Raw genomic sequence first — 26,621 nt, 5'->3', positions numbered from 1 at the left:
CCAGCATCCCCCAGCCACCCGGCCATTGCAATCCCGCGCCGACCCACCGGTCACAGGTTGTACCGTGCATGGCACAAACTGTCACACAGACTGTACCAAGGCTGGCACAGCCGCACTTTTTGGCTCTCGCCAACCCCCTGATTTAACTGGCTTGCAAGGCAGTGGCCCGACCTTTGCTCTACGCTTTATCAAGCGCTTGCCGCGCTGCACTCCAATAAACATAAAAAGCCAGGAGATACCCACCATGCGTTACGCACACCCCGGTACTGAAGGCGCCATCGTTTCGTTCAAGGCCAAGTACGGCAACTACATCGGCGGCGAATTCGTGGCGCCGATCGATGGCAACTACTTCACCAACACTTCCCCGGTCAACGGCAAGCCCATCGCCGAATTCCCGCGTTCCACCGCCAAAGACATCGACAAGGCGCTGGACGCCGCGCATGCCGCCGCCGACGCCTGGGGCAAAACCTCTGCCCAGGACCGCTCGCTGGTGCTGCTGAAGATCGCCGACCGCATCGAACAGAACCTCGAACTGCTGGCCATCACCGAAACCTGGGACAACGGCAAGGCCGTGCGTGAAACCCTCAACGCCGACATCCCGCTGGCCGCCGACCACTTCCGCTACTTCGCCGGTTGCATCCGCGCTCAGGAAGGCAGCAGCGCCGAAATCAACGAACACACCGCCGCCTATCACTTCCACGAGCCGCTGGGCGTGGTCGGGCAGATCATTCCGTGGAACTTCCCACTGCTGATGGCCGCCTGGAAACTCGCCCCGGCCCTGGCCGCCGGCAACTGCGTGGTGCTCAAGCCGGCCGAGCAAACCCCGCTGGGCATCAACGTGCTGATGGAAGTCATCGGCGACCTGCTGCCGCCGGGCGTGCTGAACGTGGTCCACGGTTTCGGCAAAGAAGCCGGCGAAGCCCTGGCCACCAGCAAGCGCATCGCCAAGATCGCCTTCACCGGCTCTACCCCGGTGGGCGCGCACATCATGCATTGCGCCGCCGAGAACATTATTCCGTCCACCGTTGAATTGGGTGGCAAGTCGCCGAACATCTTCTTCGCCGACATCATGAAAGCCGAACCGCAATTCATCGAGAAAGCCGCCGAAGGCTTGGTGCTGGCGTTCTTCAACCAGGGCGAAGTGTGTACCTGCCCATCCCGCGCGCTGGTGGAAGAGTCGATCTACGACGACTTCATGAAAGTGGTGATGAAGAAGGTCGCGTCGATCAAGCGTGGCGACCCGCTGGACACCGACACCATGGTCGGCGCCCAGGCGTCCGAGCAGCAGTTCGACAAGATCCTGTCGTACCTGGAAATCGCCAAGGGCGAAGGCGCCGAGTTGCTGGCCGGCGGCAAGGTCGAGAAGCTGACAGGTGATCTGGCCACCGGCTATTACATCCAGCCGACCCTGCTCAAGGGCACCAACAAGATGCGGGTGTTCCAGGAAGAAATCTTCGGCCCGGTGGTGAGCATTACCACCTTCAAGGATGAAGCCGAAGCTCTGGCGATCGCCAACGACACCGAGTTCGGCCTCGGCGCCGGCCTGTGGACCCGCGACATCAACCGCGCCTACCGCATGGGCCGGGCGATCAAGGCGGGCCGCGTGTGGACCAACTGCTACCACCTGTACCCGGCGCATGCCGCGTTTGGCGGTTACAAGAAGTCCGGCGTCGGTCGTGAAACCCACAAGATGATGTTGGATCACTACCAGCAGACCAAGAACCTGCTGGTGAGCTACGACATCAATCCATTGGGCTTCTTCTAACCCAACACCGCCGGGGCGATAACCGCCCCCGTAGGAGCGAGCTTGCTCGCGAAGAACCTCAACGATTACGCGGATAGCCTGGCTCTGCGCGGTGCTCTGAAGTTTTTCGCGAGCAAACTCGCTCCTACATTACCCGGCGACAACTTGTCGGGACCAAAACAATAAGAATGAAAGGTACTTTCCCATGCCTAGCGAACCCACTGGATCCTCCGTCGACTTCGAAAAAGTCGATTCCCAATACTTCCAACAACGCGAACTGAAAAAAGGCGCCGCCGGCTGGGTGCTGCTGGTCGGCCTTGGCGTTGCCTACGTGATCTCCGGCGACTACGCCGGCTGGAACTTCGGCCTGGCCCAGGGTGGCTGGGGCGGCATGTTCCTCGCCACATTGCTGATGGCCACCATGTACCTGTGCATGTGCTTTTCCCTGGCCGAACTGTCTTCCATGATCCCTACTGCCGGCGGTGGCTACGGTTTTGCCCGCAGCGCCTTTGGCCCTTGGGGCGGGTTCCTGACGGGCACCGCGATCCTGATCGAATACGCCATCGCCCCCGCCGCCATCGCGGTGTTCATCGGCGCCTATTGCGAGTCGTTGTTCGGCATCGGCGGCTGGATGATTTACCTGGCGTTCTACATCATCTTCATCGGCATCCATATCTTTGGCGTGGGTGAAGCCTTGAAGCTGATGTTTGTCATCACCGCCGTCGCCGCCATTGCACTGGGCGTGTTCCTGGTGTCGATGGTGCCGCACTTCAACGTCGCCAACCTGCTCGACATCCCGGTGACCGACGCCAAGGGCGCCAGCACCTTCCTGCCATTCGGCTACGTCGGCGTGTGGGCAGCGATTCCCTATGCGATCTGGTTCTTCCTGGCAGTCGAAGGCGTACCGTTGGCCGCCGAAGAAACCAAGAACCCGAAGCGCGACCTGCCCCGCGGCCTGATCGGCGCCATTGTGGTGCTGACCAGTTTTGCCCTGCTGATCCTGGTGATTGCACCGGGCGGCGCTGGCACCTACGCGCTGATCAAGTCCGGCAACCCGCTGGTTGAAGCGTTGGCGCTGTCGTATGGCGGCTCGACCTGGATGGGCAGCTTCGTCAACCTGGTCGGCCTGGCGGGCTTGATCGCCAGCTTTTTCTCGATTATCTACGCCTATTCGCGACAGATCTTCGCCTTGTCCCGCGCCGGCTACCTGCCGCGCAAACTGTCCCAGACCAACAAAAGCAAGGCGCCGGTCCTGGCGCTGGTGATCCCCGGCATTATCGGTTTCGGCCTGTCGCTGACCGGCCAGGGCGACCTGCTGATTCTGGTGGCGGTGTTTGGCGCGACCATTTCCTACGTGCTGATGATGGCCGCGCACATCACCCTGCGCATCCGTCGCCCCAAAATGGATCGTCCGTACCGCACGCCGGGCGGCATCTTTACCTCCGGCGTGGCCCTGGTATTGGCCTGCGTGGCCGTGGTGGCGGGCTTTCTGGTCGACCCGCGAGTGGTGATTGGCGCTGCAATCATCTATGGAGTATTAATTGCTTACTTTGCTTTCTACAGCCGGCATCACTTGGTAGCAGGCACGCCGGAAGAAGAGTTCGCGGCGATCCAGGCCGCAGAGGCCGCCTTGCACTGACTGCCGTAAACCTCGACGCGGGCGCCTTACCCATATTTGCCCGCGTCATCAAGGAGACACTGTATGGCAAGTTTTTCCCACGCGGTGGGTGCATCGACCTACCGCTTCGACAGCCTCAAGGACGTGATGGCCAAGGCCAGCCCCGCCCGTTCAGGCGACTTCCTCGCTGGCGTCGCCGCACAGAACGATGGCGAGCGGGTGGCGGCGCAAATGGCCTTGGCGAATATCCCGCTGAAGCACTTCCTGCAAGAGGCGCTGATTCCCTATGAAAGCGACGAAGTCACCCGGCTGATCATCGACACCCACGATAAACAGGCGTTTACCGCCGTCAGCCACCTGACCGTCGGCGGCCTGCGCGACTGGCTGCTCAGTGACGCAGCCGATGAACAATCCCTACGCGCCTTGGCGCCAGGGCTGACACCAGAAATGGCCGCCGCCGTGTCGAAGATCATGCGCGTGCAAGACCTGGTGCTGGTCGCGCAGAAGATCCGCGTGGTCACCCGGTTTCGCGGCACCATGGGCCTGCGCGGCCGCTTGTCGACCCGCCTGCAACCCAACCACCCCACCGACGAACCGGCGGGCATCGCGGCGAGCATTCTCGACGGCCTGTTATACGGCAACGGCGACGCCATGATCGGCATCAACCCGGCCACCGACAGCATCGCCTCGATCTGCGCCATGCTGGAGATGCTCGACGCGATCATCCAGCGTTACGAAATCCCCACCCAGGCCTGCGTGCTGACCCACGTCACCACCTCCATCGAAGCCATCAACCGTGGCGTGCCGCTGGATCTGGTGTTCCAGTCGATCGCCGGCACCGAGGCGGCCAACGCCAGTTTCGGCATCAGCCTGAGCGTGCTGCAGGAAGGCTACGAAGCAGGCCTGAGCCTGAACCGTGGCACCCTCGGGCAGAACCTGATGTATTTCGAAACCGGCCAGGGCAGCGCCTTGTCGGCCAACGCGCACTTCGGCGTCGACCAGCAAACCTGTGAAACCCGCGCCTACGCCGTGGCCCGGCACTTCAAGCCGTTCCTGGTGAACACCGTGGTCGGTTTTATCGGCCCCGAGTACCTATACAACGGCAAACAGATCATCCGCGCCGGCCTCGAAGACCACTTCTGCGGCAAGCTGCTGGGGGTGCCGATGGGTTGCGACATCTGCTACACCAACCACGCCGAAGCCGACCAGGACGACATGGACACCCTGCTGACCCTGCTGGGCGTGGCCGGGATCAACTTCATCATGGGCATTCCCGGTTCCGACGACATCATGCTCAACTACCAGACCACCTCGTTCCACGACGCTCTGTACGCCCGCCAGACATTGGGTTTAAAGCCGGCGCCGGAGTTTGAACAGTGGCTGGCGAACATGGGCATTTTCACGCAAGCCGACGGCAAAGTGCGCTTCGGCAACAGCCTGCCACCGGCGTTTCGCCACGCCTTGGCGCAATTGGGATGAAGGAGCCGCCCGTGCAACCAGACTTACCCGAAAACCCGTGGCTGGAACTGCGTCGCCTGACCCCGGCGCGCATCGCCCTGGGCCGTACTGGCACCAGCATCCCCACCAGCGCACAGTTGGACTTCCAATTCGCCCACGCCCAGGCGCGGGACGCGGTCCACCTGCCCTTCGACCACGTCGGCCTCAGCACTCAGCTCGCCGAACGCGGGCGTGACAGCCTGCTACTGCACAGCGCCGCCGTCGACCGCCACAGCTACCTGCAACGCCCGGACCTGGGGCGGCGTCTGAGCGATGAGTCGGCCCAGGCCCTGCGCGACCATGCGGCGGCTAACCCCGGCGGCGTCGACCTGGCCGTGGTGGTGGCCGATGGTCTGTCGGCGTTGGCGGTGCATAAACACACGTTGCCGTTTCTCACGCGCATGGAGGAACAGACCCACGCCGAAGGCTGGTCCTTGTCACCGGTGATCCTGGTGGAACAGGGCCGCGTCGCGGTGGCCGATGAGATTGGCCAGCTACTCGGCGCCAAGATGGTGGTGATCCTCATCGGTGAACGACCGGGGCTCAGTTCGCCGGACAGCCTGGGCCTGTATTTCACCTACAACCCCAAGGTTGGCCTCACCGACGCGTACCGCAACTGCATCTCCAACGTGCGCCTGGAGGGTTTGAGTTATGGCATGGCGGCCCATCGCCTGCTGTACTTGATGCGGGAGGCCTGCCGTCGGCAGTTGTCGGGGGTCAACCTCAAGGATGAGGCGCAGGTTCAGACCATCGAGTCAGATGACCCGGACTTGGTGAAAGGCAATTTCCTGCTCAGCCCGCCCACCGACTGATCCCCGCACGATTGCGCTTTTTCACGTCTTTAGGCAGCATCGAGTCACGGCCGCTCGCGTGGTCATATACCATCTGGAAGTTGAGGCCTGGCATGCGGATCACTCAAGCGACCCTGGAACACCTGGACCTGTTGACCCCGTTATTCGTCAAATACCGCGAGTTCTACGGGGCGCTGCCGTTCCCGGACTCTTCGCGGGCCTTCCTGGAAAAACGCCTGCGCCGCAAGGAATCGGTGATCTACCTGGCCCTGGCCGATGACGACGACAAACGCTTGCTCGGGTTCTGTCAGCTGTACCCGAGCTTTTCTTCGTTGTCGCTCAAACGGGTGTGGATCCTCAACGACATCTACGTCGCCGAAGACGCGCGCCGGCAACTGGTGGCGGACAACCTGATGCGCGCGGCGAAGAAGATGGCCAAGGAAACCCATGCAGTGCGGCTGCGGGTGTCGACCAGCAGCAACAATAACGTGGCGCAGAAGACGTATGAGTCGATGGGTTTTCGCGAAGACAGCGAGTTCAAGAACTACGTGTTGCCGATCAGCGAAGACTGACCCCATCTCCCAAGCCCGCCAAAATTCCTGTGGGAGGGGCTTGCTCCCGATAGCCGTGGCCCCGTCAGACTATTTATAACTGGCACGACCCGATCGGGGGCAAGCCCCCTCCCACATTTGGTTCTGTGGTGCTCTGGGAGCCGAGTGCCATGACATCACCCGCTACAAAACCCACACACTCTTTTCACTTCTCAATCCGTATAATGCCGACCTTTCAGGATTGTAAGAAGCGCGACAAATACTTGTAGCCTTATTACCCGAGCCTCCGCACAGGCCTGCTGAGTCGGGCCATTCACACAGGTGCCATCCATGGATTTCAACCCGCTTGACCTTATCCTGCATCTCGACGTCTACCTCGACCTGCTGGTAAAAAATTACGGTCTGTGGATCTACGCCATTCTGTTCCTTGTAATCTTTTGCGAAACCGGCCTGGTGGTCATGCCGTTCCTGCCGGGTGATTCATTACTGTTCATTGCCGGCGCGGTGGCGGCGGGTGGCGGCATGGACCCGGTCTTGCTCGCCGGTCTATTGATGTTGGCGGCGATCCTCGGCGACAGCACCAACTACGTGATCGGGCGAACAGCCGGCGAACGCCTGTTCAGCAACCCGAACTCGAAAATCTTCCGCCGCGACTACCTGCAAAAAACCCACGACTTCTACGACAAGCACGGCGGCAAAACCGTGACCCTGGCGCGCTTCCTGCCGATCCTGCGCACCTTTGCGCCGTTCGTCGCCGGTATCGCGAAAATGCCCTACCCGCGCTTCTTCGGCTTCAGCGTGCTGGGCACCGTCTTCTGGGTCGGCGGCCTGGTAACCCTGGGCTACTTCTTCGGCAACGTGCCGTTCATCAAGAAAAACCTCTCGCTGCTGGTGGTGTTCATCATCCTGCTGTCGCTGGTGCCGATGATCATCAGCGTGTTCCGCAGCCGCTTTGGTCGCACGTCTTCCGAAGCCAAGTCGCAGTAACCTGCGATGTGGTCCCTCAGCGCCTGGCGTCGCCGGCGCCTGTTGGCCAGGCACCCGATTGCCGATGACACCTGGCAGCGGGTGCGCGAGCACCTGACCTTCCTCGACGGCATCAGCGCCGAGCAAGACCAGTGGTTGCGCGAAGCCTGCGTGGTGTTTCTCGCCGAAAAACACCTCACCGCCCTGCCCGGCGTCGAGCTGCACCAGGAACAACGCCTGCTGCTCGCCGCCCAGGCGCAACTGCCACTGATGAACCTCGGCGACCTCGACTGGTATCAGGGCTTCCACGAGATCGTGCTGTACCCCGACGACTTCCTTAGCCCGCAACGTCATCGCGACGCCAGTGGCGTCGAGCACGAGTGGGACGGCGAGCACAGCGGCGAAGCCTGGCAACAAGGCCCGGTGATCCTCGCCTGGCCCGGCGTGCTGGCCAGCGGCAACTGGGAAGGCTACAACCTGGTGATCCACGAACTGGCGCACAAGCTCGACATGCTCAACGGCGACGCCAACGGCCTGCCGCCCCTGCACCACGACATGCGCGTGCAAGACTGGGCCCGCGTGATGCAAGGCGCCTACGATGAGCTTAACCGCCAGTTGGACGCCAACCCCGACGCCGAAACCGCCATCGACCCCTACGCCGCCGAAAACCCGGCGGAATTTTTCGCGGTCACCAGCGAATATTTTTTCAGCGCGCCAGATTTATTGGTGGAAAGTTATCCACAGGTGTACGCCCAACTCAGTCATTTTTACCGCCAGGACCCTCTGGCCCGCCTCGCGCAGCTGCAAGCGCACGACCCGCGTTATCAGCCACAAGACGAATGACTGTACGACGTCTGGTGCATGGCATCGGCGTCAGAATATGCCTATAATCGCCGCCACTTTTAGGCCAATCCGGCCATGTACATGGCCAACTACGGGGGCAACGCCCAATGAGCTACAGCAAGATTCCGGCTGGCAAAGACCTGCCGAACGACATCTACGTCGCCATCGAGATTCCGGCCAACCACGCGCCGATCAAATACGAAATCGACAAAGACAGCGACTGCCTGTTCGTTGACCGGTTCATGGCCACCCCGATGTTCTACCCGGCCAACTACGGTTTCATCCCCAACACCCTGGCTGACGACGGCGACCCCCTCGACGTGCTGGTCGTAACCCCTTACCCGGTTACTCCAGGCTCGGTTATCCGCGCGCGTCCAGTCGGCATCCTGAACATGACCGACGACGGCGGCGGCGATGCCAAAGTCATCGCAGTGCCCCACGACAAGCTGTCCCAGCTGTACGTGGACGTGAAGGAATACACCGATCTGCCGCCACTGCTGCTGGAACAGATCAAGCACTTCTTCGAGAACTACAAAGACCTCGAAAAAGGCAAATGGGTGAAGATCGACGGCTGGGGCAACGCAGATGCCGCCCGCGCCGAGATCATGAAGTCGGTCGCCGCCTACAAAGGCTGATACCGACTCCTCATTGCCCCGGCAATCAAAAAAGCCCCGATCATTCGGGGCTTTTTTTATGGAAAAATTTAAACACCAAGTTCAATTATTAACACTCTATGTTGAACTAAGCAGCGCCAACGAAAGATCAGGCTACAACTAAGTAAAAACCTACACCGGCAATTGAACGCATAGTTTATTTGATCTATTTTCCCGGCCAGTAAACTCAGCGTTTATGAATACATCAGGTGATCGCTTAAAAGCGCTATTACGGGAAGTTCATCTTTCCGCTTCCGACTTCGCCAAGAACCGCGGCGTCACGCCTCAGCACGTGAACAACTGGTTCAAACGCGGTGTTCCCATGGGCCGACTCAACGAAATCGCAGAACTGTTGTGCGTCTCCAGCCGCTGGCTGCACGCCGGTGTAGGCCCTAAACACCCACCGGCCAACTTCCTGTTGGACGCTCAAGATGCAAGGAAAGCATTGCCCACCCGCGAAGAAAGCGGCAAATACCTCACAGGCCCCGCCCGTTCCCCGGAAACAATCGATGTGGAGATCACCCTCCATCCGTCCTTCACCTCAACCGAACGCATCCGCCTCTCCCGTCACACCCTCGAGACCTTAAACGTAAACCCCGACCGCGCCCTCGGCGCCTACATGGTCGATAACAGCATGGTCGACATCATCCAACAAGGCGCCACGCTCGCCATCGACCGCGGCCGCACTCAAATCATCGACGGCGAAATCTACGCCGTCGAACACGACGACATGCTGCGCATCAAATACCTCTACAACCGCCCCGGCGGCGGCCTGCGCATGCGCAGCCACAACGCCGGCGAACACCCCGACGAATACCTGACCTTCGATCAACGCTTCGAACAGAACTTCCAGATCGTCGGCTGGGTGTTCTGGTGGTCCACCCTCAACAACCGCCGCCCACCCGTGCCGCTGGATGAACACCTGCTGGGCTGGGAAGGCTCTAAATCGGATACGGAGGTGGGCAACTGAGGTGAATATGGGTATCATGCGCCGCACATTTGGCAGGGGCTGGTTTTAGGCCATTCACCCTGCCAGGCGATGCGGAAAAACTCCCGCGGATGCCCCGACTATTCAGCCAGACGCGATGTTGGCTGAGCGATTTGAAGGCTGGTGAGGTTTGTCAAAAACAAGCTGAGGCGGTCCCCGAGAAGCCGGCCACAAGCCGGCTTTTTAATTGTCCGAAATAATCCTATCCATTCTGAGAAATCAACTGATAGCGTCTCTATTCAGAGGCCATAAGGTATTTCTCTGTCCAATGGGGTTTAACGCCACCTAACCTCATCCGGCGATGTGATGGGCGAGGATCAGCCTCCATCCATCTGCGCAAGCATCCGGCGAAAACGCTGCAACGAAAGTGCGAACAGCACGCTGCCGATGAGTAATAGCGCAAGAAGTTGAACCCACACCACGTCCAGCCCCGCGCCGCGGTACAGCACGCCTTCTCCCAACTGCACCAAGTGGGTGGTGGGTGCGGCCAGCATCAGGTACTGCACCAGCGTGGGCATGCTTTCGCGCGGAGTGGCGCCGCCGGAGAGCAGGATCAACGGCAACAGCACCAGCATCAGCAACAGGCCGAACTGCGGCATGCTGCGGGCCACGGTGGCCAGATAGATGCCCAGGGCGGTGTTGGCGAACAAGCTCAGCGCGGCGCCGACCAGGAACAGCCAGATCGAGCCTTCGATGGGTACGGCGAGCAACCCGCGTACCACGAACTGCAACGACAACGCCGCCGCCACCAGCACCACCGTGCCCATCGCCAGGACCTTGGCCAGCATGATCTGCGTGGGGGTGACCGGCATCACCAGCAGGTGTTCGATAGTGCCGTGCTCGCGTTCGCGGATCAGCGCGGCTCCGGTCAAAATGATCGCCAGCATGGTGATGTTGTCGATGATCTGCAGCAGGCTGCTGAACCAAGTCTTGTCCAACGCCGGGTTGAAACGTGCGCGCAGCGCCAGTTCCACCGACGGGGCCGAATTGCCGCGATAACGCTGCACGAAGGTCTTGACCTCATCGGTAACGATCTGCTCGACATAGGCGCTGCCGCTGAAGGCTTGATCCATGCGTGTGGCATCGACGTTGAGCTGCACCTGCGCGGGACGACCCGCCAGAACATCGCGCTGTAGGTTGGGCGGCATGTACAGCACGAAGGTATAGCGGCCGGAGTCCAGACCGGCGTCCATCTCGGCAACACTGATGTGCTCTGGTTGCGTGAACTGAGGCGGGTAGAAAGCGGTGGCGACGCGCTGCGACAGGGGCGAATCATCTTCGTCGACGAAGGCGATCGGTGCGTTGTTCAGGGTATCTGGAATGGCCGAGGCGGCCGTGTAGACCATCGCCGTGAAGCTGAAGACGATCAGCAGCAGCATGACCGGATCGCGCCACAGACTGCGAAGCTCCTTGACGCCCAGTTGCCAGATATTGGAAAAAGTGCGTTTCATCTCAGCGCTCCTGTTTGTGCAGCATCGCAATCGCCAGACCCATCACCAGCGGTAGGGCCACCAACAAGGCAATGAAGGACTGCTGCAGATCAGCCAGCCCCAAAGCCTTCGCGAATACGCCACGGCTGATGAGAAACATGTGGGTGGCCGGGTAGGCTTCGCCGATCAGCTTGCCGATGCCCTCCAACGAGGAAACGGGTGTAGTCAGCCCGGCGAACTGGGTGGCAGGCACCAGCGTGCCGATCAGCGCAGCGAACATCGCGGCGATCTGACTGCGCGTGACGGCCGATGCGACCAGCCCCATGCCGGTGGAGATCACCAGAAACACCAGGGTGGCCAGCGCCAGGGTGGCAAAGCTGCCCTTCATGGGCACGTCCAGTACGGTCACCGCCAGCACGCTCATCAACAGGAAGTTCAGCATTCCCAGCGCCACATAGGGCAGTTGCTTGCCAAGCAGGAACTCGGTGCGGGTGACAGGGGTGACGTAGAAGTTGATGATCGCGCCCAGTTCCTTCTCGCGCACCACGGCTAGCGCGGTCAGCATCGCCGGCAGCATCAACAGCAGCAATGGCACCACCGCCGGGACGATGGCGGGCAGGCTCTTGATGTCCGGGTTGTAGCGAAAGCGCGTCTGCACTTCGACCGGGTTGGTGTAGGTTTTGCCGTTCAATCGCTGGGATTTTTGCGTCAGCCAGAGCAGGTGCATGCCCTGCACATAGCCTTGCACGGTTTCGGCGCGGCTGGGCATGGCGCCGTTGATCCAGGCACCGACCTGGGCGTTGTGCCCCAGCGTCGCGTCGCGGGCAAAGCCGGACGGGATCTCGATGACCAGACTCAGTTCGCCGGTCTGCATGCGTCGGTCCAGCTCTGCGTAACTGTGCAACGGCGGGCGCTCAAGAAAATACGGCGAACCGGAGAGCGCCAGGGTGTAGTCATGGCTCAGGCCGGTCTGATCACGGTCAAGCACGGCGTAGCGCAGGTCATTGACGTCAGTGCTGATGCCATAGCCGATAACAAACATCAGCAGCAGCGATCCCAGTAGCGCCAGTGTGGCGCGTACCGGATCGCGCCGCAGTTCCAGCGACTCGCGCCAGGCGTAGCTGAGTAGACGCTGCAGGCTGAACGACTGAGCCTGTTCGGCTGCTGTTGCGGCCGTGCCGTGCTGTGTGGGCGCGCTCTCATCCGGCACATGCGCGGCATTGTTATCGGCCTCGATCAGATAACCGATAAAGGCCTCTTCCAGGCTGGCGGCACCGCGTTTTTCCACCAACTGCATTGGCGCATCACTGTCGAGCACCTTGCCCGCATGCATCATCGACATGCGGTCGCAGCGCTCGGCCTCGTTCATGAAGTGGGTGGAGATGAAGATGGTCACATGGTCGCGCCGCGACAGTTGCACCAACAAGCGCCAGAACTTGTCGCGCGCCACCGGATCGACGCCCGAAGTCGGCTCGTCCAGAATAAGCAGTTCGGGCTTGTGAACCATCGCCACGGCCAGCGATAGGCGCTGGCGCATGCCCATGGGGATGCTAGGCGGCAGGCTATCCATGACGTCCAGCAATTCAAAACGCCCGGCCATTTGCTGCACGCGAGCGTCGATCTCTGTGGCGGGCACATGGAATAGTTTGGCATGCAGGACCAGGTTCTGCTTTACCGTCAATTCGTTATAGAGCGAGAACGATTGCGACATGTAGCCTACGCGACTGCGTGTGGCAAGGTCGTGAGAGTCGATCTCCTTGCCGAACAGCCAGGCACGGCCTTCGCTGGCGGGTAGCAGGCCGGTGAGCATTTTCATCGTAGTGCTCTTGCCGCAGCCGTTGGAGCCGAGAAACCCGAAGATTTCTCCGCGACGGATGCGAAAGCTCACGTGATCCACAGCCGTGAAGTCGCCAAAGCGCATTGTCAGCCCCTGGGCTTGGATGGCGATATCATCCGGGTCGGTCTGCAAGGGAGGAATGACCACGGGCTCATGGTCTTGCTTTTTCTCGTCCGGCAGCAAACTGATGAAGGCCGATTCCAACGAATCGCAATGGGTGCGTGCGAGCAGTTCGGCAGGCGTGCCGGTGGCCCGCACCCGACCTTCATCCATGACTGCCAGCCAGTCAAAGCCTTGAGCTTCATCCATGTAGGCGGTGGCGACGATCACGCTCATGCCGACTCGCTGGCGACGGATACGGGCGATCAGTTCCCAGAACTGCGCGCGCGCCAGCGGATCGACACCCGTAGTGGGTTCGTCGAGGATCAGCAGGTCGGGATCATGGATCAGAGCGCAGCACAGGCTCAGTTTCTGCTTCATGCCTCCCGAAAGCTTCCCGGCGGGTCGCGCAAGAAATGGATACATGCCGGTGCTACGGGTCAAATCGTCGATGCGTCGGCGCCGTTCGCTGGCGTTTTGACTGAACAACCGTGCGATGAACTGCAGGTTTTCTTCCACTGACAGTGTGGGGTACAGGTTCTTGCCCAGGCCTTGGGGCATGTAGGCAATACGCGGGCAGATCTGGTCGCGGTGGGCCTTGCTGGCGATGTCGGCGCCCAGCACCTCTACTGTGCCTTGCTGTACCCGACGCGCGCCGGAGAGCAACGACAGCAGACTGGACTTCCCTACGCCATCCGGGCCGATCAGCCCTACCATGCAACCGCCAGGGATGTCCTGGGTGATGCCCGACAGCGCCTGGGTCTTGCCGTAGTGCAGGCTTACGTCCCGCAGGCGAACCACGGGCTCAGCGAGGCTGTTCATGGCAAGTCCCTAAGCTGCAAGGCTTCAGGCCATTGGGCCTGTGGATCGGTCCTGATCCAGGCAACGCCGGGCAGGCCGGACTTTACATAATCCTGGTACTTGCTCAGCAATGCTTTGTCGATCCGAGCCTTGACCCGGAACATCAGCTTCTGCCGCTCATTGGCAGTCTCCACGAATTTGGGGGTGAACTGGGCCTGGCGCGAGACAAAGGTGACCGTGGCGGGTATCGGCAAGTGCGGCGCGGTGTCCAGCACGACGCGCACTTCACTGCCCAGGGCCACTTGCCCGGCGGCTTCGGTGGGCAAGAAGAAGCTCATGTAGACATCTGACAGGTCGATCAGGTTAAGCACCTTGCCGCCATCGCTGAGCATTTCGCCGGGCTGGGCCAGGCGATACTGCACGCGGCCACTGCGCGGGGCCTTGAGAGTGCTGTCGTCCAACTCGGACTGGATGCGCTCGACCGTGGCCTGCGCTGCCGCGACGGTCGATGTTGCGCCGGTGACTTCGGCATCGCTGGCTTCGATGGCCGATCTGGCGGCGTTAGCCTGCGCGCGCGCGGCATTGAGCGCGGCGCCGGTATTCGCCACTCTGGCGCGGTCATCGTCCAACTCCTGGCCTGTTGTGGCGCCGTCCTTGACCAATACCTCGGTGCGTACCAGTCGACGCTGGGCGGCATTCAGTTCCGTATGGCGCTGAACCACGACAGCCTCGGCGGCGGCCTGCTCGCTGCGGCGCATGCTCACCTGCGCCTGAGTGGCCTTCACGGCATGTTCTGCCCGTTGCAATTGCGCCTGGGCCTCGCGCATCTGGGCCAGCAGCGAATCGATATGCATGTGTGCCAACACCTGCCCAGCCTGCACCTCGTCACCTTCATCGGCCAGGATCTGCGCGACGCGCCCACTAAATTTGGCGGCCACGTCCACCTCCGTGGCTTCAATGCGTCCATTGCTGACCATCAGACCGTCCGGCACAGCACGTTGATCGAACCAGTCCCAGCCGATCCAGGTCGCACCGGCAATGGCCGCCACGATGGCAACTGCGGTGATTTTCTTCTTGATGGAGGCGCTCATGGCTGGGTTATTCCTCTGCGATATCTGAAAACAGGGTGGATGACGGCTGGTCGAGTAACGGGGCGTTCGGCACATGCCGTGAGCCGCCACCCAGTGCGGCATACAGCGCCACCCGGTTGCGTAGCAGTGCGTGTTGCGCTTGTACCTCTTGTTGCTGGGCCTGCAGACGATCACGTTCGGCGTCAAGCACCTCCAGGAAACTGGAGCGGCCACGGTCATGGCTCAGGAGCGCCAGCCGACTGCGTTCCTCCTGGATCTCGACGGCTTGCTGCTGCACTGATAGTTGCTGTTGCAGCCAGTGCTGGTTGGCCAGGGCATCCGCTACGTCGCGAAAGGCGCTCTGGATGGTTTGCTCGTACTCAACGACGGCAAGGTGTTTGCGCACATTCGCCAAATCCAGGTTGGCCTGGTTCAGTCCGCCATCGAAGACCGGCAACGACAGGCTTGGCGCGAAGTTCCAGGCACGGCTGCTTGCGCTGAATAAGTCACTCAGTTCTGCGCTGGCCAGGCCGCCGAAAGCGGTCAAGCTAATGCGCGGGAAGAAGGCCGCGCGGGCCGCACCGATATGGGCGTTGGCGGCACGCAGGCGATGCTCTGCTGCGACGATGTCCGGGCGGTTGATCAGCAGGTCGGATGGCAGGCCGGCATCCAGGGGCTGGACCAGGGTCTGATCGGCGACAGGCCTGTAGTTGGCATCGACGAGGTCAACCTGTCCGACCAGCAGATTCACGGCATTGTGTTGCAGGTCACGTTGCTGTTGCAGTTGCAGCGTCAATGCCTCGGCCTGGGTCAGCAGCGTCTGCACCTGGGTCAGTTCCAGCTTGGTCACTGACCCCATCTCGAACCGACGTGTGAAGATGCGCAGCGATTCGCTCTGGTTGGCCTGAGCGACATTAGCCAGGTGCAGGCGCTTATCCAGCTCGCGAAGGCTAATCCAGGCGTCGGCCACCTGCGCCACCAGGCTGATCGTCACTGCCTGATGCCCGGCCTGGGTCGCCAGGAATTGCTGCAAGGCTTCTTCGTTCAGGCTGGTGATACGTCCCCAGAAGTCGATCTCCCAACTGCTGATACCCACACCTGCCTTGAATTCGTTGCCCGTCGAGGTCTGACCGATTTCCGTCAGATCTGCAGGCGTGCGCGAGCGTTTCGCATCGACTCCCAGGGCAACCGTGGGCGTCAGGGCGCTGCGCTCGATGCGGTAGGCCGCCTGTGCTTGCCGAACCCGCAAAGCGGCACTGCGCAGGTCGTGGTTGTGAAGCAGCGCCTGGCGGATCAAAGCCTGTAGATGAGGATCGGGAAAATAGCTCTGCCAGGTTTTATCGGCCGCCAAGGTTAGTGCGGCATCCTCGGATTTTTTACCGCTCCCTTGCTGGTAATGCGCAGGCAAGGTGCTGTTGTCGGGGGTTGTATACGGCGGTATTAGCGTAGTGCAGCCTGATAGCAGCACCACCACAAATGCTGCATTGCACTGTCGTGACATGGCGTGAAGTTTCCGATCCAGAGGAGGCATGGAGGGAAGTGTGCTCTTCACGCGTCAATCGTCTTTCAAGGTTTAATCAAGATTTCATCAAGTGCGGCCAAATACCGGTCTGCGGAACAGACGCCCACGGCGCAACCTTGCCTTGAGCGTCTGAGATTATTTTGGAGGCTGTAGCGGTGTCGTCAGCACTGAAATGGGCGGCTCGCTCATGAGCAGCCAAGCGCCCGCCACCAATAACAAGACTGCCGCCACGGTGCAGGCCAACCAAATCAGTTTCCGGCACCCTGGCCTCCGCGCCGGGATGAGCTGTCTACGTAAGCGCACGGTGGATGTCTATTCGCCTCAGAATGAATAGTGCAATGAGGCAAAACTGGTGACGCCGGTTTTTTCTTCCACCACAGGACTTTTGTTCGCCTCTTCGCGGAACTCCATGACATTCAACCCGACCAACATCGCCCAATGCTGATTGAATTTATGTTGCCAGTCCGCTGACAACGAGTAGGCATAGACGCCGGAGTCGGCATCGAAACGAGAGAACCGGGAAGCCTGGGCCTGGGCATCGCTCACCCCGAAGTAGGTGCGGTTGTAGCGCTTATCCCCGGCATGCACGTTCATGCCAAGGGTAATCACATCACCTGCCGTTTTCAGTACGGTGCTTTCCAGGCCCAACCGGTAACGATTACCACGCTTATAACCAGCAACGCGCAGCTCTGCTTCACCCTTGATCGACAGCCAGGAGGTCAGATCCTGTGCCAGCTGAAACGTGGCAGTGGTCGCGCCTGTGACTTCACCCATCCCCTGGAGTCGCTTGGAGCCCGGGCGCCAAACGCTGTCTTCATCAGTACGGCCAAAGTCGTAGCCGATTGCCACGCTGGAGTAAAACCCGCTCTGAGTCAGGTATTCCGCGCCAAGGCCGCGCATGGAATCAGCAAAGAAAATGCCGCGATAAATACTCAGTGTCGGCACCAGCATGGCTCGCGATTGTTTTGCGCCCAGATAGCGAGGGGTATAGGCGGCACCCAGTCCCACCGTGACCTCGGTTTTTTCGCCAAACAAGCGGGTGGATACGTCAGCGACTTGCTGCTGGGCCTGGCTTTTCAGCGGCATCAGCAAGCAGAGGCTGCCGGTAATGAAAACCGAGACAGCGCTGGTCATGTGTTGCTTGTGTTTGTATCGAGAAACGGGCTTGCTCATGGCGGTTCATCCTTTGAGGTTCAGTACCCCGGTAGTGAGCCGCCTTCGATTCAAGGTCGCGCCAAGAAACGGTGAAGACTTCGTCAAGGACAACGGACCAGGTTTTGCCTGCGCCCGCTTTCAGGCTGGCGCAGCCTTCGCCTTGAGTCAGCCTGGCAACTCGATATGGATGCGACCGCCGCCCTCGGCACGATTATGGACACTCAACTTGCCACTATGGGCTTGGCAGATAGCGACTGCCACCGACAGCCCCAGCCCGCTGCCGCCTGCATGGCGAGAGCGCGAATGTTCGGCACGCCAGAAACGGTCGCACGAGCGCTCGATATGCTCCGGTGCGAAGCCCGGGCCAGCATCCTCGACGTCGAGCAGCACCCGGTCTTGCCGCTTGCTGGCCCGCAGCGCCAGATACCCCCCGGATGCTGCGTAGCACAGGGCATTGTCGAGCAGGATCGACAGTACCTGGCCTAAGCGGTCGCGATCGGCGATCAACATCAAACCGTCCGGACAGTCGAGGACGATGTTCACCGGTTGCTGTTGCAAGCGTGGTGCCGCCCAAGCCACTCGCTCTTCCATCAGGGACTTGAGTGCAAAGCTTGAGGGCATCAGCTGCAACTGGTCGGCTGTGGCCAGCGACAATAAGTACAGATCATCAATGAGCCGATTGAGCTGATCAAGCTGTCGCATGATCATGACCAACTGTTGCGGCGAGGCCTCGAATACGCCATCGATCAGACCCTGTAGCCGCCCCTTGGCAGCGGTGAGGGGCGTGCGCAGCTCGTGGGCGATGGCGGCGCTGGATGCCTGTAATTCCCGCTCCTGCCGCTCCAGGCGCTCAGCCATGTGGTTGAAATCGGCCATCAGGCTATACAGCGCTGCGGGGGCATCGCGCACGTTGCCTGCTCGTGACCGGAAGTCTCCGCCAGCGATGTGCATTGCCGAGATCGCAACGGCGCTGAGTTGGCGCGACAGGCGCAACGAGACCCAGATGCCGCCGCCGATAATCAGGGGGAGCGCAATCAGCGCCAGCCCGCTGAACCACAGCAGATCCGCCCGGAGGACCTCTGGCGTGAAGTAATCGCCATAGAGGTATTGCCCATAGATTTCACGCAGGCGCTCGGCATTGGCGGCATGGTCGACTTCCAGGACCTTGAGTTCCTGGCGCACGGCCTCGGGCAGTGCGTTTCGCAGTTTGGTTTCCCACGAGAAGAAGCGTAACCACATGCCAGCCCCCACCACCAGCATGGCCGCCAGTGCCAGGCCGATCATGCGCAGGCTGATCCAGTACCAGAGTTGGCGGGAGAGTCCGTTCTTTGCCGTGCTCATGCCGGATTGCTGAAGCGATACCCCAGCCCCCGCACCGTCAGAACGACATCGTGAATGCCTACTCGCTCCAGCTTGCGTCGCAGGTTGTACAGGTGGGCATCGACCACTCGCTCCATCGCATCACTTTCGGGCAGACAGTTGGCGAGCAGCTCGGCACGTGTGTACATGCGCGATGGCGCGGCCATCATCATGGACAGTAGATTGAACTCGGTGCGCGTCAACTCCAGGGGTTGATTGGTGCCATTGATTTCAATGGTCGCCAGTGCCGCATTCAAATCAATGACCAAGTGATTATGCCGTAGCAAGGTCGACTGACCCTGGCCACCCCCACGCCAACGCCGCAGCACCGCATGCACGCGAGCAACCACTTCCCCTGGGTTGTAGGGTTTGACCACATAGTCATCAGCACCGTACAGCAGGGAGTTGATGCGGCTGGGTTCGTGCCCAACAGCGGTCACCATAATGACTGGGGTCGCTGAGTGTTGGCGAATGGCAGTCAAAACCTCGTTGCCGCTGAGTCCCGGCAACATGATGTCCAGCAGCACCAGATCCGGCCGCCAACGCGCGTGGTAGTCCAAGGCTTTATGGCCATCTGCTGCATGTCGCGTCTGGAATCCATCCCGGCCAAGATAGGCCTCCAGTACTTCAGCCCCATCGAAATCATCCTCGACGATCAGTACTCGTCCTAAACTCACAGGTCACTCCTTCATGCGATCTTGATGGCTTGTTGATCGTTACTTGATATTTCGGTGCAACGATAATTGCGCTTCTGAATGCGGCCGTAAATCGTTGAGACGACTAAACGCTACCACTTGAAACAAAATCGACAAGCTTATTTTTTGCAATTTGTCAAGTTCTATCAAGTGTTGGCAATCAGGATGAATGGAGGAGGGACATATGGAAATATCACCAAATGTGGATCGCTGGGGTTTTCAGCGCTTCGTTGAGTCGTCGGTGTCAGAAGGGTTCCTGCGCGAGCCGGTCCTGATGGAAGGAATGTCTGGTTCGCGCATCACGCGCAATGGCCTGCCGTATGTGAATTTTTCGGGGATCAACTACCTCGGCTGGCAACAGGACCCGCAAGTGCTCGATGCGTTCTGTGAGTCGGTCAAGCGCTATGGGCTTTCCACCGGCGGGTCGCGGGCGACGCAGGGTGTCTGCGAGCCACATTTCCGATTGGAAACGTTGCTCAGCGAGCATCATGGCAAAGACAAAACACTCACGTTTGCCTCAGGCATGCTAGCCAACCTTGGCTTCATCAATGCCATGACAGCGAAGTTCAATTTCTCCCCCAGCAGCGGCATTGACAACCGCGATGCCGTGCTGATCTTTGACCGTGATTGCCACTGGAGTCTCTGGAAAGCCGCCGCGCACCTTAAGTACGGCGAATCGCTGCTGTCGTTCAAGCATAACGATGTGGCCGACCTTGAGCGTGTTCTGCAAAATATCGGAGATCGAAAGGCCATTGTGGTTTTCGAAAGTGTCTACTCCTCCGACGGGAGCGTGGCGCCTATCGGTACGATCCTGGATCTGTGTGAACGATTCAATGCCCTGAGTTATATCGACGACGCCAATGGTTTCATGGTGTATGGCGAGCCGCAGCGCAATTTCTACGAAGAGTTCCAGCACCTTCGCCGCGCCGATTTCATCATGATCTCATTATCGAAATCAGTAGGCCTGGAAGGCGGCGCGATCAGCGCCAACGCGGAGTACATCGACGCCTTTGAAGTACTGAGTGGAACGTCGATCTTCACAGCCGCCATTCAACCGCCAACGGCAGACGCAGCGGCATCCATCATCGAGCGCCTCAAGCGCGACCCTTCCATCATGGATGACTTCCTGCGCAGAAGCCTGGCGTTTCGCCTGCGATTGCTTGACGGTGGCCTGCAGCTCAATAGCACACCGTCTTACATCACCTCCGTGTTGATCGGCAAGGACAGCAAGGCCGAGCAAGTTCGGGAGCAGTTGGAGCAACAAGGCTTCTGCGTGCCGATCTTCCGCTATCCGGCGGTCAAGCCCAATCAGGCACTGATACGGCTGATCCTGCACCGGCACCACACCGACGCGGAAATCGAGAGGTTTGCCCAAAGCCTGGAAAATCTGCTCGGTTGCGATGATTCATCCAGTCGATTGGGCGAGAGCCTGCTAGCGGCAGCGAACTAGGTCAGGAAGTCGCATATGACACGCATGGAACAGGTGGTGCGGGTCGGCTTGCCGGCCAGCACAAATGACACCACTTGGGCGGCGGAACATATTGAAATCAAGGACTCGATTGCGACGATTGACCGAACGTCCTGGAATCAACTGTGCAAGCCTCATCAGTTTTGCAGCCATGAGTATATGGCTGCCCTGGAGGCCAGCGGCCTGGAATGCCAGTACCTTTATGCGCTGGCCATTTCAAACGGTGAACTGGTCGGCGCTGCTGTAGCCACCCTATGGCGGATTCATCTGCCATATGGGATGTCATTGCGCGTCACAACCCTGGGAACGCCGGTCAATACGGGGTTGCCGCTGATGTTAGCGGTGACTGCGAATTCCATAAGCCTGCGATATGGTCTGGTGGCTGCGCTGGAGCGGGCGTCAATCAAGCGCGGCGTCCGACTGTTCGTCGGGCGGGATTTTCCGACAGCCGACTACCTCCACAAGCAGGCGCTCGACAAGCTCTACAGCTGCGCGCATTTGGAGCTGCCCTGGACAGACTTTGAGCAGTATCTGGAGCAGCACCCCAAGCGCAAAAGCATACGCCGTGATCTGCGGTCGCTTGAAAAGGCAGGCTACTGTCTCGACATTCGCGAGGGTCAGGCACTGTCGACTGATGAAGCGCAGCGCTTGCACGCCTTATGGTTACAGCTGTATCGCAAACATCACTCGCCTGACCAGATCATGGTCACCGAAGATTTCTTTCTGCAAATGAGCCAGCTCGACCATGCGGTGTGGTTGCTGCTGCGCAAGGAAGGACGCATTGATGCGTTCGACCTCTGTTTTGTTCTGGGCGACCATCTGGAATCCACCTATTGCGGCGTGGATCTGGAGGCAACGAGTCGCCTGTCCATCCACCGCGCAATGGGCTACCACATCGTTCGCCACGCCATCGGCAAAGGACTGCGCAGCATTAACTTTGGTATTTCCAACGAGCAGGGCAAAGTCGAAATGGGCTGTCGCCTGCAAGCCTGTTACGCCTGGATGCAAGCCAATCCCAAGTGGCTCGGACGACTGCTTCGCATGATCCTGCATCGATTTGTGCTCAAGCACGACCAGGACAAGCTCGCGCAGGAAAACCTGACCGTGGAAGACCAGCGGTGAAGCGGCTGCTACACAAACATGGCGCCGGTCTTTTGCTCTTGACCGGTCTGCAATGGGTGATTTCGGTGGCGGATTGGATGCTGATCGTACTGCTGCAGATCGTGGTATTCGATCTGACCCAGTCGGCGTTCAACATCATGTTGCTGGTCATATGCGAGTTGATCCCGATGCTGCTGTTCGGCGCATGGGCCGGTGCAGTGGCCGATCGCACCGATCTCAAACGGGTACTGGTCTGGGCCTGTGTGGCGCGTCTGTTCATCATCCTGGCACTCTTGCTGCCGGCGATGCGTGGGCAGCTTATCCCGATCCTTGCCATTGCTGCCCTGGCGGCGACATGCAACCGGTTCTTCGTGCCGGGTGCCAGTGCCTTGTTACCCAGCCTGGTTTCGGCAGATAGGCTACCCGCTGCCAACGCCATCATCATGGCCGCGCGCATGTCAGGGATGGCCATCGGTACGCTGTTGGCTGGCATGCTGGCCAGCCACTACGGGCATGTGCTGGCGGTTGTGGTAATTGGCGTGCTGCTGCTCATCGCCAGTGTCTTGTGTGTGTTGTTGCCCTCGTCCCATGTCAAGCGGGAGCAGGCCGATGAAGTAGGTATCTGGCGCGATTTGCGCACGGCGGTTTCACGCTATGGAGCCCGCCTGATACTGCCCATGACGGCCAGTATGCTGGTGATGCTGGCCCTTGGCAGTTTTGAGATTCTTGCGCTTGTCTATGTGGTCCAGGTGCTGGAGCGTCCACCGGCCGATGTCGGGTTGCTGTTCGGCGCCTATGGTGTCGGCATGCTGGCTGGACTTGCTTTGTCGTCATGGCCCCGTGTCGGGCAGCAATATGGCGCATGGATGTTGATCAGTCTGACCCTGATATGTGCCTCTATCTGGGTTGTATCGAAAGTCGACAGCCTCGGTTTGGCATTGCCGTTGGTGGCTGTGACGGGGCTGGCGGAGGGGCTGGTCATTACCCTGAGCCTGTTGCGCATCTATCAGCAGGTTGCTGGGGATTTCTATGCCCGTGTGATTGCATTGCTGGATACCGGCACAGGCGCGGCCTTTCTTGTTTCGGTCATGCTGACAGGCGTCGTGGCCGATAAGGTACCGGCAAACATCTTGCTGCAAGGGCTCGCCATGACGCTCACCGGCTTGCTGCTGTTGGGGGTCATTGTGATGAAGGTGAGTACTGCCTGGTTTCACCTGAAAAAGGTGGAGCTCGAATAGAACACCGTTAATCACGCAGAGCACTGACGTCCGCTCTTTTGAAGAACACCCTCATACCGCTCCTGGAGTTCTCTAGGAAACATCCCGCAAGTGAAAAGGACCGATACTGCGGGTAGCTCAACCAATTGTCCCTTCTAAGTTGACAGTAAGACGCCTCCCAGCCGATTTATCCCCCACGTCCCGCCCATTAATCTGTGCCCATGTTGAACGCAACGCCCAACCCACTTAAACAAAAAAGGATTCAACCATGAGCACGCCAACCTACAACCGCTTGAACAAAGACGACGCCGTAGTCCTGCTGGTCGACCACCAGACCGGTCTGATCTCCCTGGTGCAGGACTTCTCGCCCAACGAGTTCAAGAACAACGTGCTGGCCCTGGCGGACCTGGCCAAGTTCTTCAACCTGCCGACGATCCTCACCACCAGCTTCGAGCAAGGCCCTAACGGCCCGCTGGTGCCGGAGTTGAAGGAGATGTTCCCGGACGCGCCGTACATCGCTCGCCCTGGCCAGATCAATGCGTGGGACAACGAAGACTTCGTCAAGGCGATCAAGGCCACCGGGCGTAAGCAGATCATCATTGCCGGTGTGGTGACGGATGTGTGCGTGGCGTTCCCGACGTTGTCGGCGCTGGCGGAGGGGTTTGATGTATTTGTGGTGACGGATGCTTCGGGCACCTTCAATACCACGGTGCAGCAGGCCGCGTGGAGCCGGATGACGCAGGCCGGTGCGCAGATGATGAACTGGTTTTCGGTGGCGTGTGAGCTGCATCGCGACTGGCGCAACGATATCGAAGGCCTGGGCAATCTGTTGTCCCAGCGTATTCCGAACTATCGCAACTTGATGAATGGTTATGCGGCGCTGACGGCGCAGCAGAAGTAAGAAAACTGCCGTCAACGATAAGCCTGCTTGAAAAAGCAGGCTTGCTTCGTTAGGTGCTGCGATGGACGGTGCGGCGCCCGCACTTTACTCAGTAGAAATAGTTGGACTCGGCTTTTTTATCGAGCCCCACCAAAACACTCTGAGCAATTCGGCAGGCCGTCGGCGCGGCGTTGGGGCCCCAGTGCTGGCAGTAGTAACGACCTTCGTTCACCGATTTACCCTCCTCGGTGAAGACTTCGATCACTGCATTCCAGAGTGACACCCGTGGGGCGTCACTGGTGGGGTCGAGGCACAGCAGGTGGGTGATTTGTAATTCATCGTCATCGTTTGCCTGGTAACCCTGATAGCCGATAACCAGCAGCCAATGCGCCGCCAGGCCGTCGTCCCAATCGACACAGACGATCGGGATTTTGCGGTTGTCGACGGCGTCGGCAATATTGCGGATGGTCGTCTGTCGTCGCGGCGCTGCATCCAGCACTTCGGTCACAACCCCGGCGTGCTTGAACACATCAACCAGCCAGCTCACATCGAAATCGTCGGTGCCTTCCGACACCAGAGCGCCGAAGGCCAGTAGGCTTTCGCGAAAGCGACCCAGTCGGGTTCGGCCATCGTAACTGTCGAGTGATTGAGCCTGCTCGCGGGACATAACGCCCAATGCGATCAAGGTCATCGCCACGCAGTAAGGTCCACAGGCACCATCCATTTCGCCTTGGCGTAAATGAACATAGTCATGTGCGCGGGGGTGAGCACAGGTCACCGGGCCGTTGGGGGATACCGACAACCAAGGGCTTACAAACATTCGATTCATGCAGCGTCATTCCTTTGCAAAAAAAAGCAGCCGCCCAGCATGAGCGGCGTCACGATAAGAAGACAGGTTCAACTCAGGCGTTCAGGCTCGACGTAGCTCAACACGGTGGTTTCCCGAGCATCCGACACGGCGAACTGCTCGCGCGCCACGAGGGCGTTGAGCAAGGAGCTCTTGCCATGGTTGTATTTGCCGATCACCGAAACCACCGGCAGCCGTGCGTCAGCCAACAAGTACTGCAAGCGGCTTATCTCGGCCGCGTGGTCTGGCAGCACCGCATAAATCGAATCGAAGCCCATGGTTAATGCTCTTCCTTAAATAGCGCTGATGCAGCCCGTGCTTAGAAAATGCCGAACAGTTTGGGCCTGATGAAGACGCGTCCCGTTAGATGACTGGCGAAGAAGTTGTCGTCCTCGGCATATTTGACGAAGAGCCTGTCGAGTTCTGCGTGGACACGGCCAAAACCGTCATCCAGCCATTCAATCATGGTCGATTTCAACGTCAGGATGATTTTTGCCGCCTCATAGAGCGCGCCCACCTTGCGCAGGAGGCTATCGGACTCGAACCCGTCTTCGATCTCTTTGAAGCGGCCCTCCATCTCTCGCTGGAAGTCGTCAAACACACGGGTCACTGCGTTTTCCAGCTCATCGCTGGTCTCCCAGTCCCCCATGAAACCAAAGGATGAGAGGTAGTCATCGAAGCCTTTCAGATCGGAAAACACCTCATCAAAATCGGGCAACTCGATTTCCGTATCCAGATCGAGGTCCGCGATTCTAAAGATGCTGAGGTCTGCCTTTTCGATCTTGGCAACGACCGTATCGCGCATTTGGCGAAGCACACCTTTGAAGTTCAAGCAGCTCATCGCAGCCAGACGCTTGCTGAGAAAGGCATGCGACTGTTCCAGGTAGAGCGAAAGCACTTCATCGCGACCAAAGGCTTGCGTCGACTGACCACCACGCCTACGTACCGATACCGAACACAGCGGCGTCACCGATACACCCGGGCATAGTTGGTGAATTTCTCGCTCGAGGGCCTCGACCTTATCGCCCGCAACGTCGGCATTGGTCAGGATGACTTGCAGGGGAATCCTGGCATCCAGTCCGAGCCGTTTGATCAGATTCACATCCACCGGTTCCAGCCGTGCGGAGCTGGCGTTGATCACATAGAAGGCACCATGAATCCAGGTTTCCGGTTCCATCGGGCGCGCACGATGTTGCTGCATGAAACGGTCGAACTGTTGGAGCCATCGCTCATAGTTGTCAGCTTCCAGGCCAACGCTGTCGAACACATTCAACAGGTGCCCCTGGTGCTCGAAGGTGTGCGACTGAAAATTTTTCTCCCAGGAGGTGACGGGCTTGCCACTTCCCGTCTCAAACAAACCCACCTGGTCAAAAAGATAGTTGCAGAAGCTGCTTTTGCCGACGCCGCTTTTACCCAGCACGATGATGTTGATCGCGAACTGATCCATGTCTCTCTAAACCCTGAACCGCTGAAGGGGGATGAAGGCCTG

23 protein-coding genes are annotated in these 26,621 nt (G+C 59.6%); 13 read left to right on the top strand and 10 right to left on the bottom strand.

Annotated features, from left to right (window positions below; all coding sequences use genetic code 11):
• The first annotated feature begins 244 nt into the window (after positions 1 to 244).
• The 9 genes from exaC (at position 245) to ACVWZP_RS24235 (ending at position 9,633) form a co-directional block, all read left to right on the top strand.
• Positions 245 to 1,765, top strand: coding sequence for an acetaldehyde dehydrogenase ExaC (gene exaC / locus ACVWZP_RS24275; protein ID WP_017848361.1), 1,521 nt, complete (start codon positions 245 to 247; stop codon positions 1,763 to 1,765).
• A 184-nt stretch (positions 1,766 to 1,949) separates the two neighbouring features.
• Positions 1,950 to 3,383: an ethanolamine permease gene (gene eat / locus ACVWZP_RS24270; RefSeq protein WP_017848362.1), complete on the top strand. Its 1,434-nt coding sequence runs from the start codon at positions 1,950 to 1,952 to the stop codon at positions 3,381 to 3,383.
• 63 nt (positions 3,384 to 3,446) lie between these two features.
• Positions 3,447 to 4,841 carry an ethanolamine ammonia-lyase subunit EutB gene (locus tag ACVWZP_RS24265; RefSeq protein WP_017848363.1) on the top strand — a complete coding sequence of 465 codons (1,395 nt, stop codon included), beginning with the start codon at positions 3,447 to 3,449 and terminating at the stop codon, positions 4,839 to 4,841.
• Entirely contained in the window at positions 4,838 to 5,671 is an 834-nt protein-coding gene (gene eutC / locus ACVWZP_RS24260) for an ethanolamine ammonia-lyase subunit EutC (protein ID WP_079444783.1), read from the top strand. The genes ACVWZP_RS24265 and eutC overlap by 4 nt, the downstream gene beginning before the upstream one ends.
• A 92-nt stretch (positions 5,672 to 5,763) precedes the next feature.
• Entirely contained in the window at positions 5,764 to 6,222 is a 459-nt protein-coding gene (locus tag ACVWZP_RS24255; RefSeq protein WP_017848365.1) for a GNAT family N-acetyltransferase, read from the top strand.
• A gap of 309 nt (positions 6,223 to 6,531) precedes the next feature.
• Positions 6,532 to 7,188: a DedA family protein gene (locus ACVWZP_RS24250; protein WP_079444784.1), complete on the top strand. Its 657-nt coding sequence runs from the start codon at positions 6,532 to 6,534 to the stop codon at positions 7,186 to 7,188.
• Between the two features lie 6 nt (positions 7,189 to 7,194).
• Positions 7,195 to 8,010, top strand: coding sequence for a M90 family metallopeptidase (locus ACVWZP_RS24245; RefSeq protein WP_079444785.1), 816 nt, complete (start codon positions 7,195 to 7,197; stop codon positions 8,008 to 8,010).
• A gap of 107 nt (positions 8,011 to 8,117) precedes the next feature.
• A complete protein-coding gene (gene ppa / locus ACVWZP_RS24240; RefSeq protein WP_003176323.1) occupies positions 8,118 to 8,645 on the top strand; it encodes an inorganic diphosphatase in 528 nt (175 codons plus the stop codon).
• 214 nt (positions 8,646 to 8,859) lie between these two features.
• A complete protein-coding gene (locus ACVWZP_RS24235) occupies positions 8,860 to 9,633 on the top strand; it encodes a LexA family transcriptional regulator (RefSeq protein ID WP_046381915.1) in 774 nt (257 codons plus the stop codon).
• A 335-nt stretch (positions 9,634 to 9,968) separates the two neighbouring features.
• On the opposite strand, the gene ACVWZP_RS24230 is transcribed toward ACVWZP_RS24235, so the two are convergent.
• From ACVWZP_RS24230 to ACVWZP_RS24200, 7 genes are all read right to left on the bottom strand, one after another.
• On the bottom strand, positions 9,969 to 11,102 hold the full coding sequence (locus ACVWZP_RS24230; protein WP_411220635.1) for an ABC transporter permease: 1,134 nt from the start codon (positions 11,100 to 11,102) through the stop codon (positions 9,969 to 9,971).
• 1 nt (position 11,103) lies between these two features.
• Positions 11,104 to 13,839, bottom strand: coding sequence for a ribosome-associated ATPase/putative transporter RbbA (gene rbbA / locus ACVWZP_RS24225; protein WP_057005493.1), 2,736 nt, complete (start codon positions 13,837 to 13,839; stop codon positions 11,104 to 11,106).
• Positions 13,836 to 14,909, bottom strand: a complete 1,074-nt coding sequence (locus ACVWZP_RS24220) for an HlyD family secretion protein (RefSeq protein WP_046381912.1) — start codon at positions 14,907 to 14,909, stop codon at positions 13,836 to 13,838. Before ACVWZP_RS24220 ends, rbbA begins: the two co-directional genes overlap by 4 nt.
• Positions 14,910 to 14,916: 7 nt before the next feature.
• On the bottom strand, positions 14,917 to 16,389 hold the full coding sequence (locus ACVWZP_RS24215) for an efflux transporter outer membrane subunit (RefSeq protein ID WP_457370200.1): 1,473 nt from the start codon (positions 16,387 to 16,389) through the stop codon (positions 14,917 to 14,919).
• Between the two features lie 342 nt (positions 16,390 to 16,731).
• Positions 16,732 to 17,583, bottom strand: a complete 852-nt coding sequence (locus ACVWZP_RS24210; RefSeq protein WP_052735746.1) for a MipA/OmpV family protein — start codon at positions 17,581 to 17,583, stop codon at positions 16,732 to 16,734.
• Positions 17,584 to 17,730: 147 nt separating this feature from the next.
• Complete coding sequence (locus tag ACVWZP_RS24205; protein WP_046381910.1) at positions 17,731 to 18,906, bottom strand: sensor histidine kinase; 1,176 nt, start codon at positions 18,904 to 18,906, stop codon at positions 17,731 to 17,733.
• Positions 18,903 to 19,601 (bottom strand): response regulator, encoded by a 699-nt coding sequence (locus ACVWZP_RS24200; RefSeq protein WP_046381909.1) that lies wholly within the window; start codon positions 19,599 to 19,601, stop codon positions 18,903 to 18,905. Before ACVWZP_RS24200 ends, ACVWZP_RS24205 begins: the two co-directional genes overlap by 4 nt.
• 202 nt (positions 19,602 to 19,803) lie before the next feature.
• Between ACVWZP_RS24200 and ACVWZP_RS24195 the strand changes: the two genes are divergently transcribed.
• The 4 genes from ACVWZP_RS24195 to ycaC all read left to right on the top strand — a co-directional run bounded on the left by ACVWZP_RS24195 (position 19,804) and on the right by ycaC (position 24,306).
• Positions 19,804 to 21,069, top strand: coding sequence for an aminotransferase class I/II-fold pyridoxal phosphate-dependent enzyme (locus tag ACVWZP_RS24195; protein WP_046381908.1), 1,266 nt, complete (start codon positions 19,804 to 19,806; stop codon positions 21,067 to 21,069).
• A gap of 15 nt (positions 21,070 to 21,084) precedes the next feature.
• Positions 21,085 to 22,209 (top strand): GNAT family N-acetyltransferase, encoded by a 1,125-nt coding sequence (locus ACVWZP_RS24190; RefSeq protein ID WP_079444794.1) that lies wholly within the window; start codon positions 21,085 to 21,087, stop codon positions 22,207 to 22,209.
• Entirely contained in the window at positions 22,206 to 23,426 is a 1,221-nt protein-coding gene (locus ACVWZP_RS24185; protein WP_457370199.1) for an MFS transporter, read from the top strand. Before ACVWZP_RS24190 ends, ACVWZP_RS24185 begins: the two co-directional genes overlap by 4 nt.
• Positions 23,427 to 23,673: 247 nt before the next feature.
• On the top strand, positions 23,674 to 24,306 hold the full coding sequence (gene ycaC, locus ACVWZP_RS24180) for an isochorismate family cysteine hydrolase YcaC (RefSeq protein ID WP_046381905.1): 633 nt from the start codon (positions 23,674 to 23,676) through the stop codon (positions 24,304 to 24,306).
• An 88-nt stretch (positions 24,307 to 24,394) separates the two neighbouring features.
• Here the strand turns inward: ycaC and ACVWZP_RS24175 are convergent, their stop codons facing one another.
• The 3 genes from ACVWZP_RS24175 to ACVWZP_RS24165 all read right to left on the bottom strand — a co-directional run bounded on the left by ACVWZP_RS24175 (position 24,395) and on the right by ACVWZP_RS24165 (position 26,579).
• The gene (locus ACVWZP_RS24175; protein WP_146181398.1) at positions 24,395 to 24,982 is read right to left on the bottom strand and encodes a hypothetical protein; all 588 of its coding nucleotides are present in this window, start codon (positions 24,980 to 24,982) and stop codon (positions 24,395 to 24,397) included.
• Between the two features lie 200 nt (positions 24,983 to 25,182).
• Positions 25,183 to 25,410, bottom strand: a complete 228-nt coding sequence (locus ACVWZP_RS24170) for a GTPase (RefSeq protein WP_411220636.1) — start codon at positions 25,408 to 25,410, stop codon at positions 25,183 to 25,185.
• A 41-nt stretch (positions 25,411 to 25,451) separates the two neighbouring features.
• Entirely contained in the window at positions 25,452 to 26,579 is a 1,128-nt protein-coding gene (locus tag ACVWZP_RS24165; protein WP_169881748.1) for a GTPase, read from the bottom strand.
• Positions 26,580 to 26,621 lie beyond the last annotated feature (42 nt).

The organism is Pseudomonas sp. TE36184, from assembly GCF_054060055.1.
This window is presented reverse-complemented; position numbering and strand designations above follow the sequence as displayed.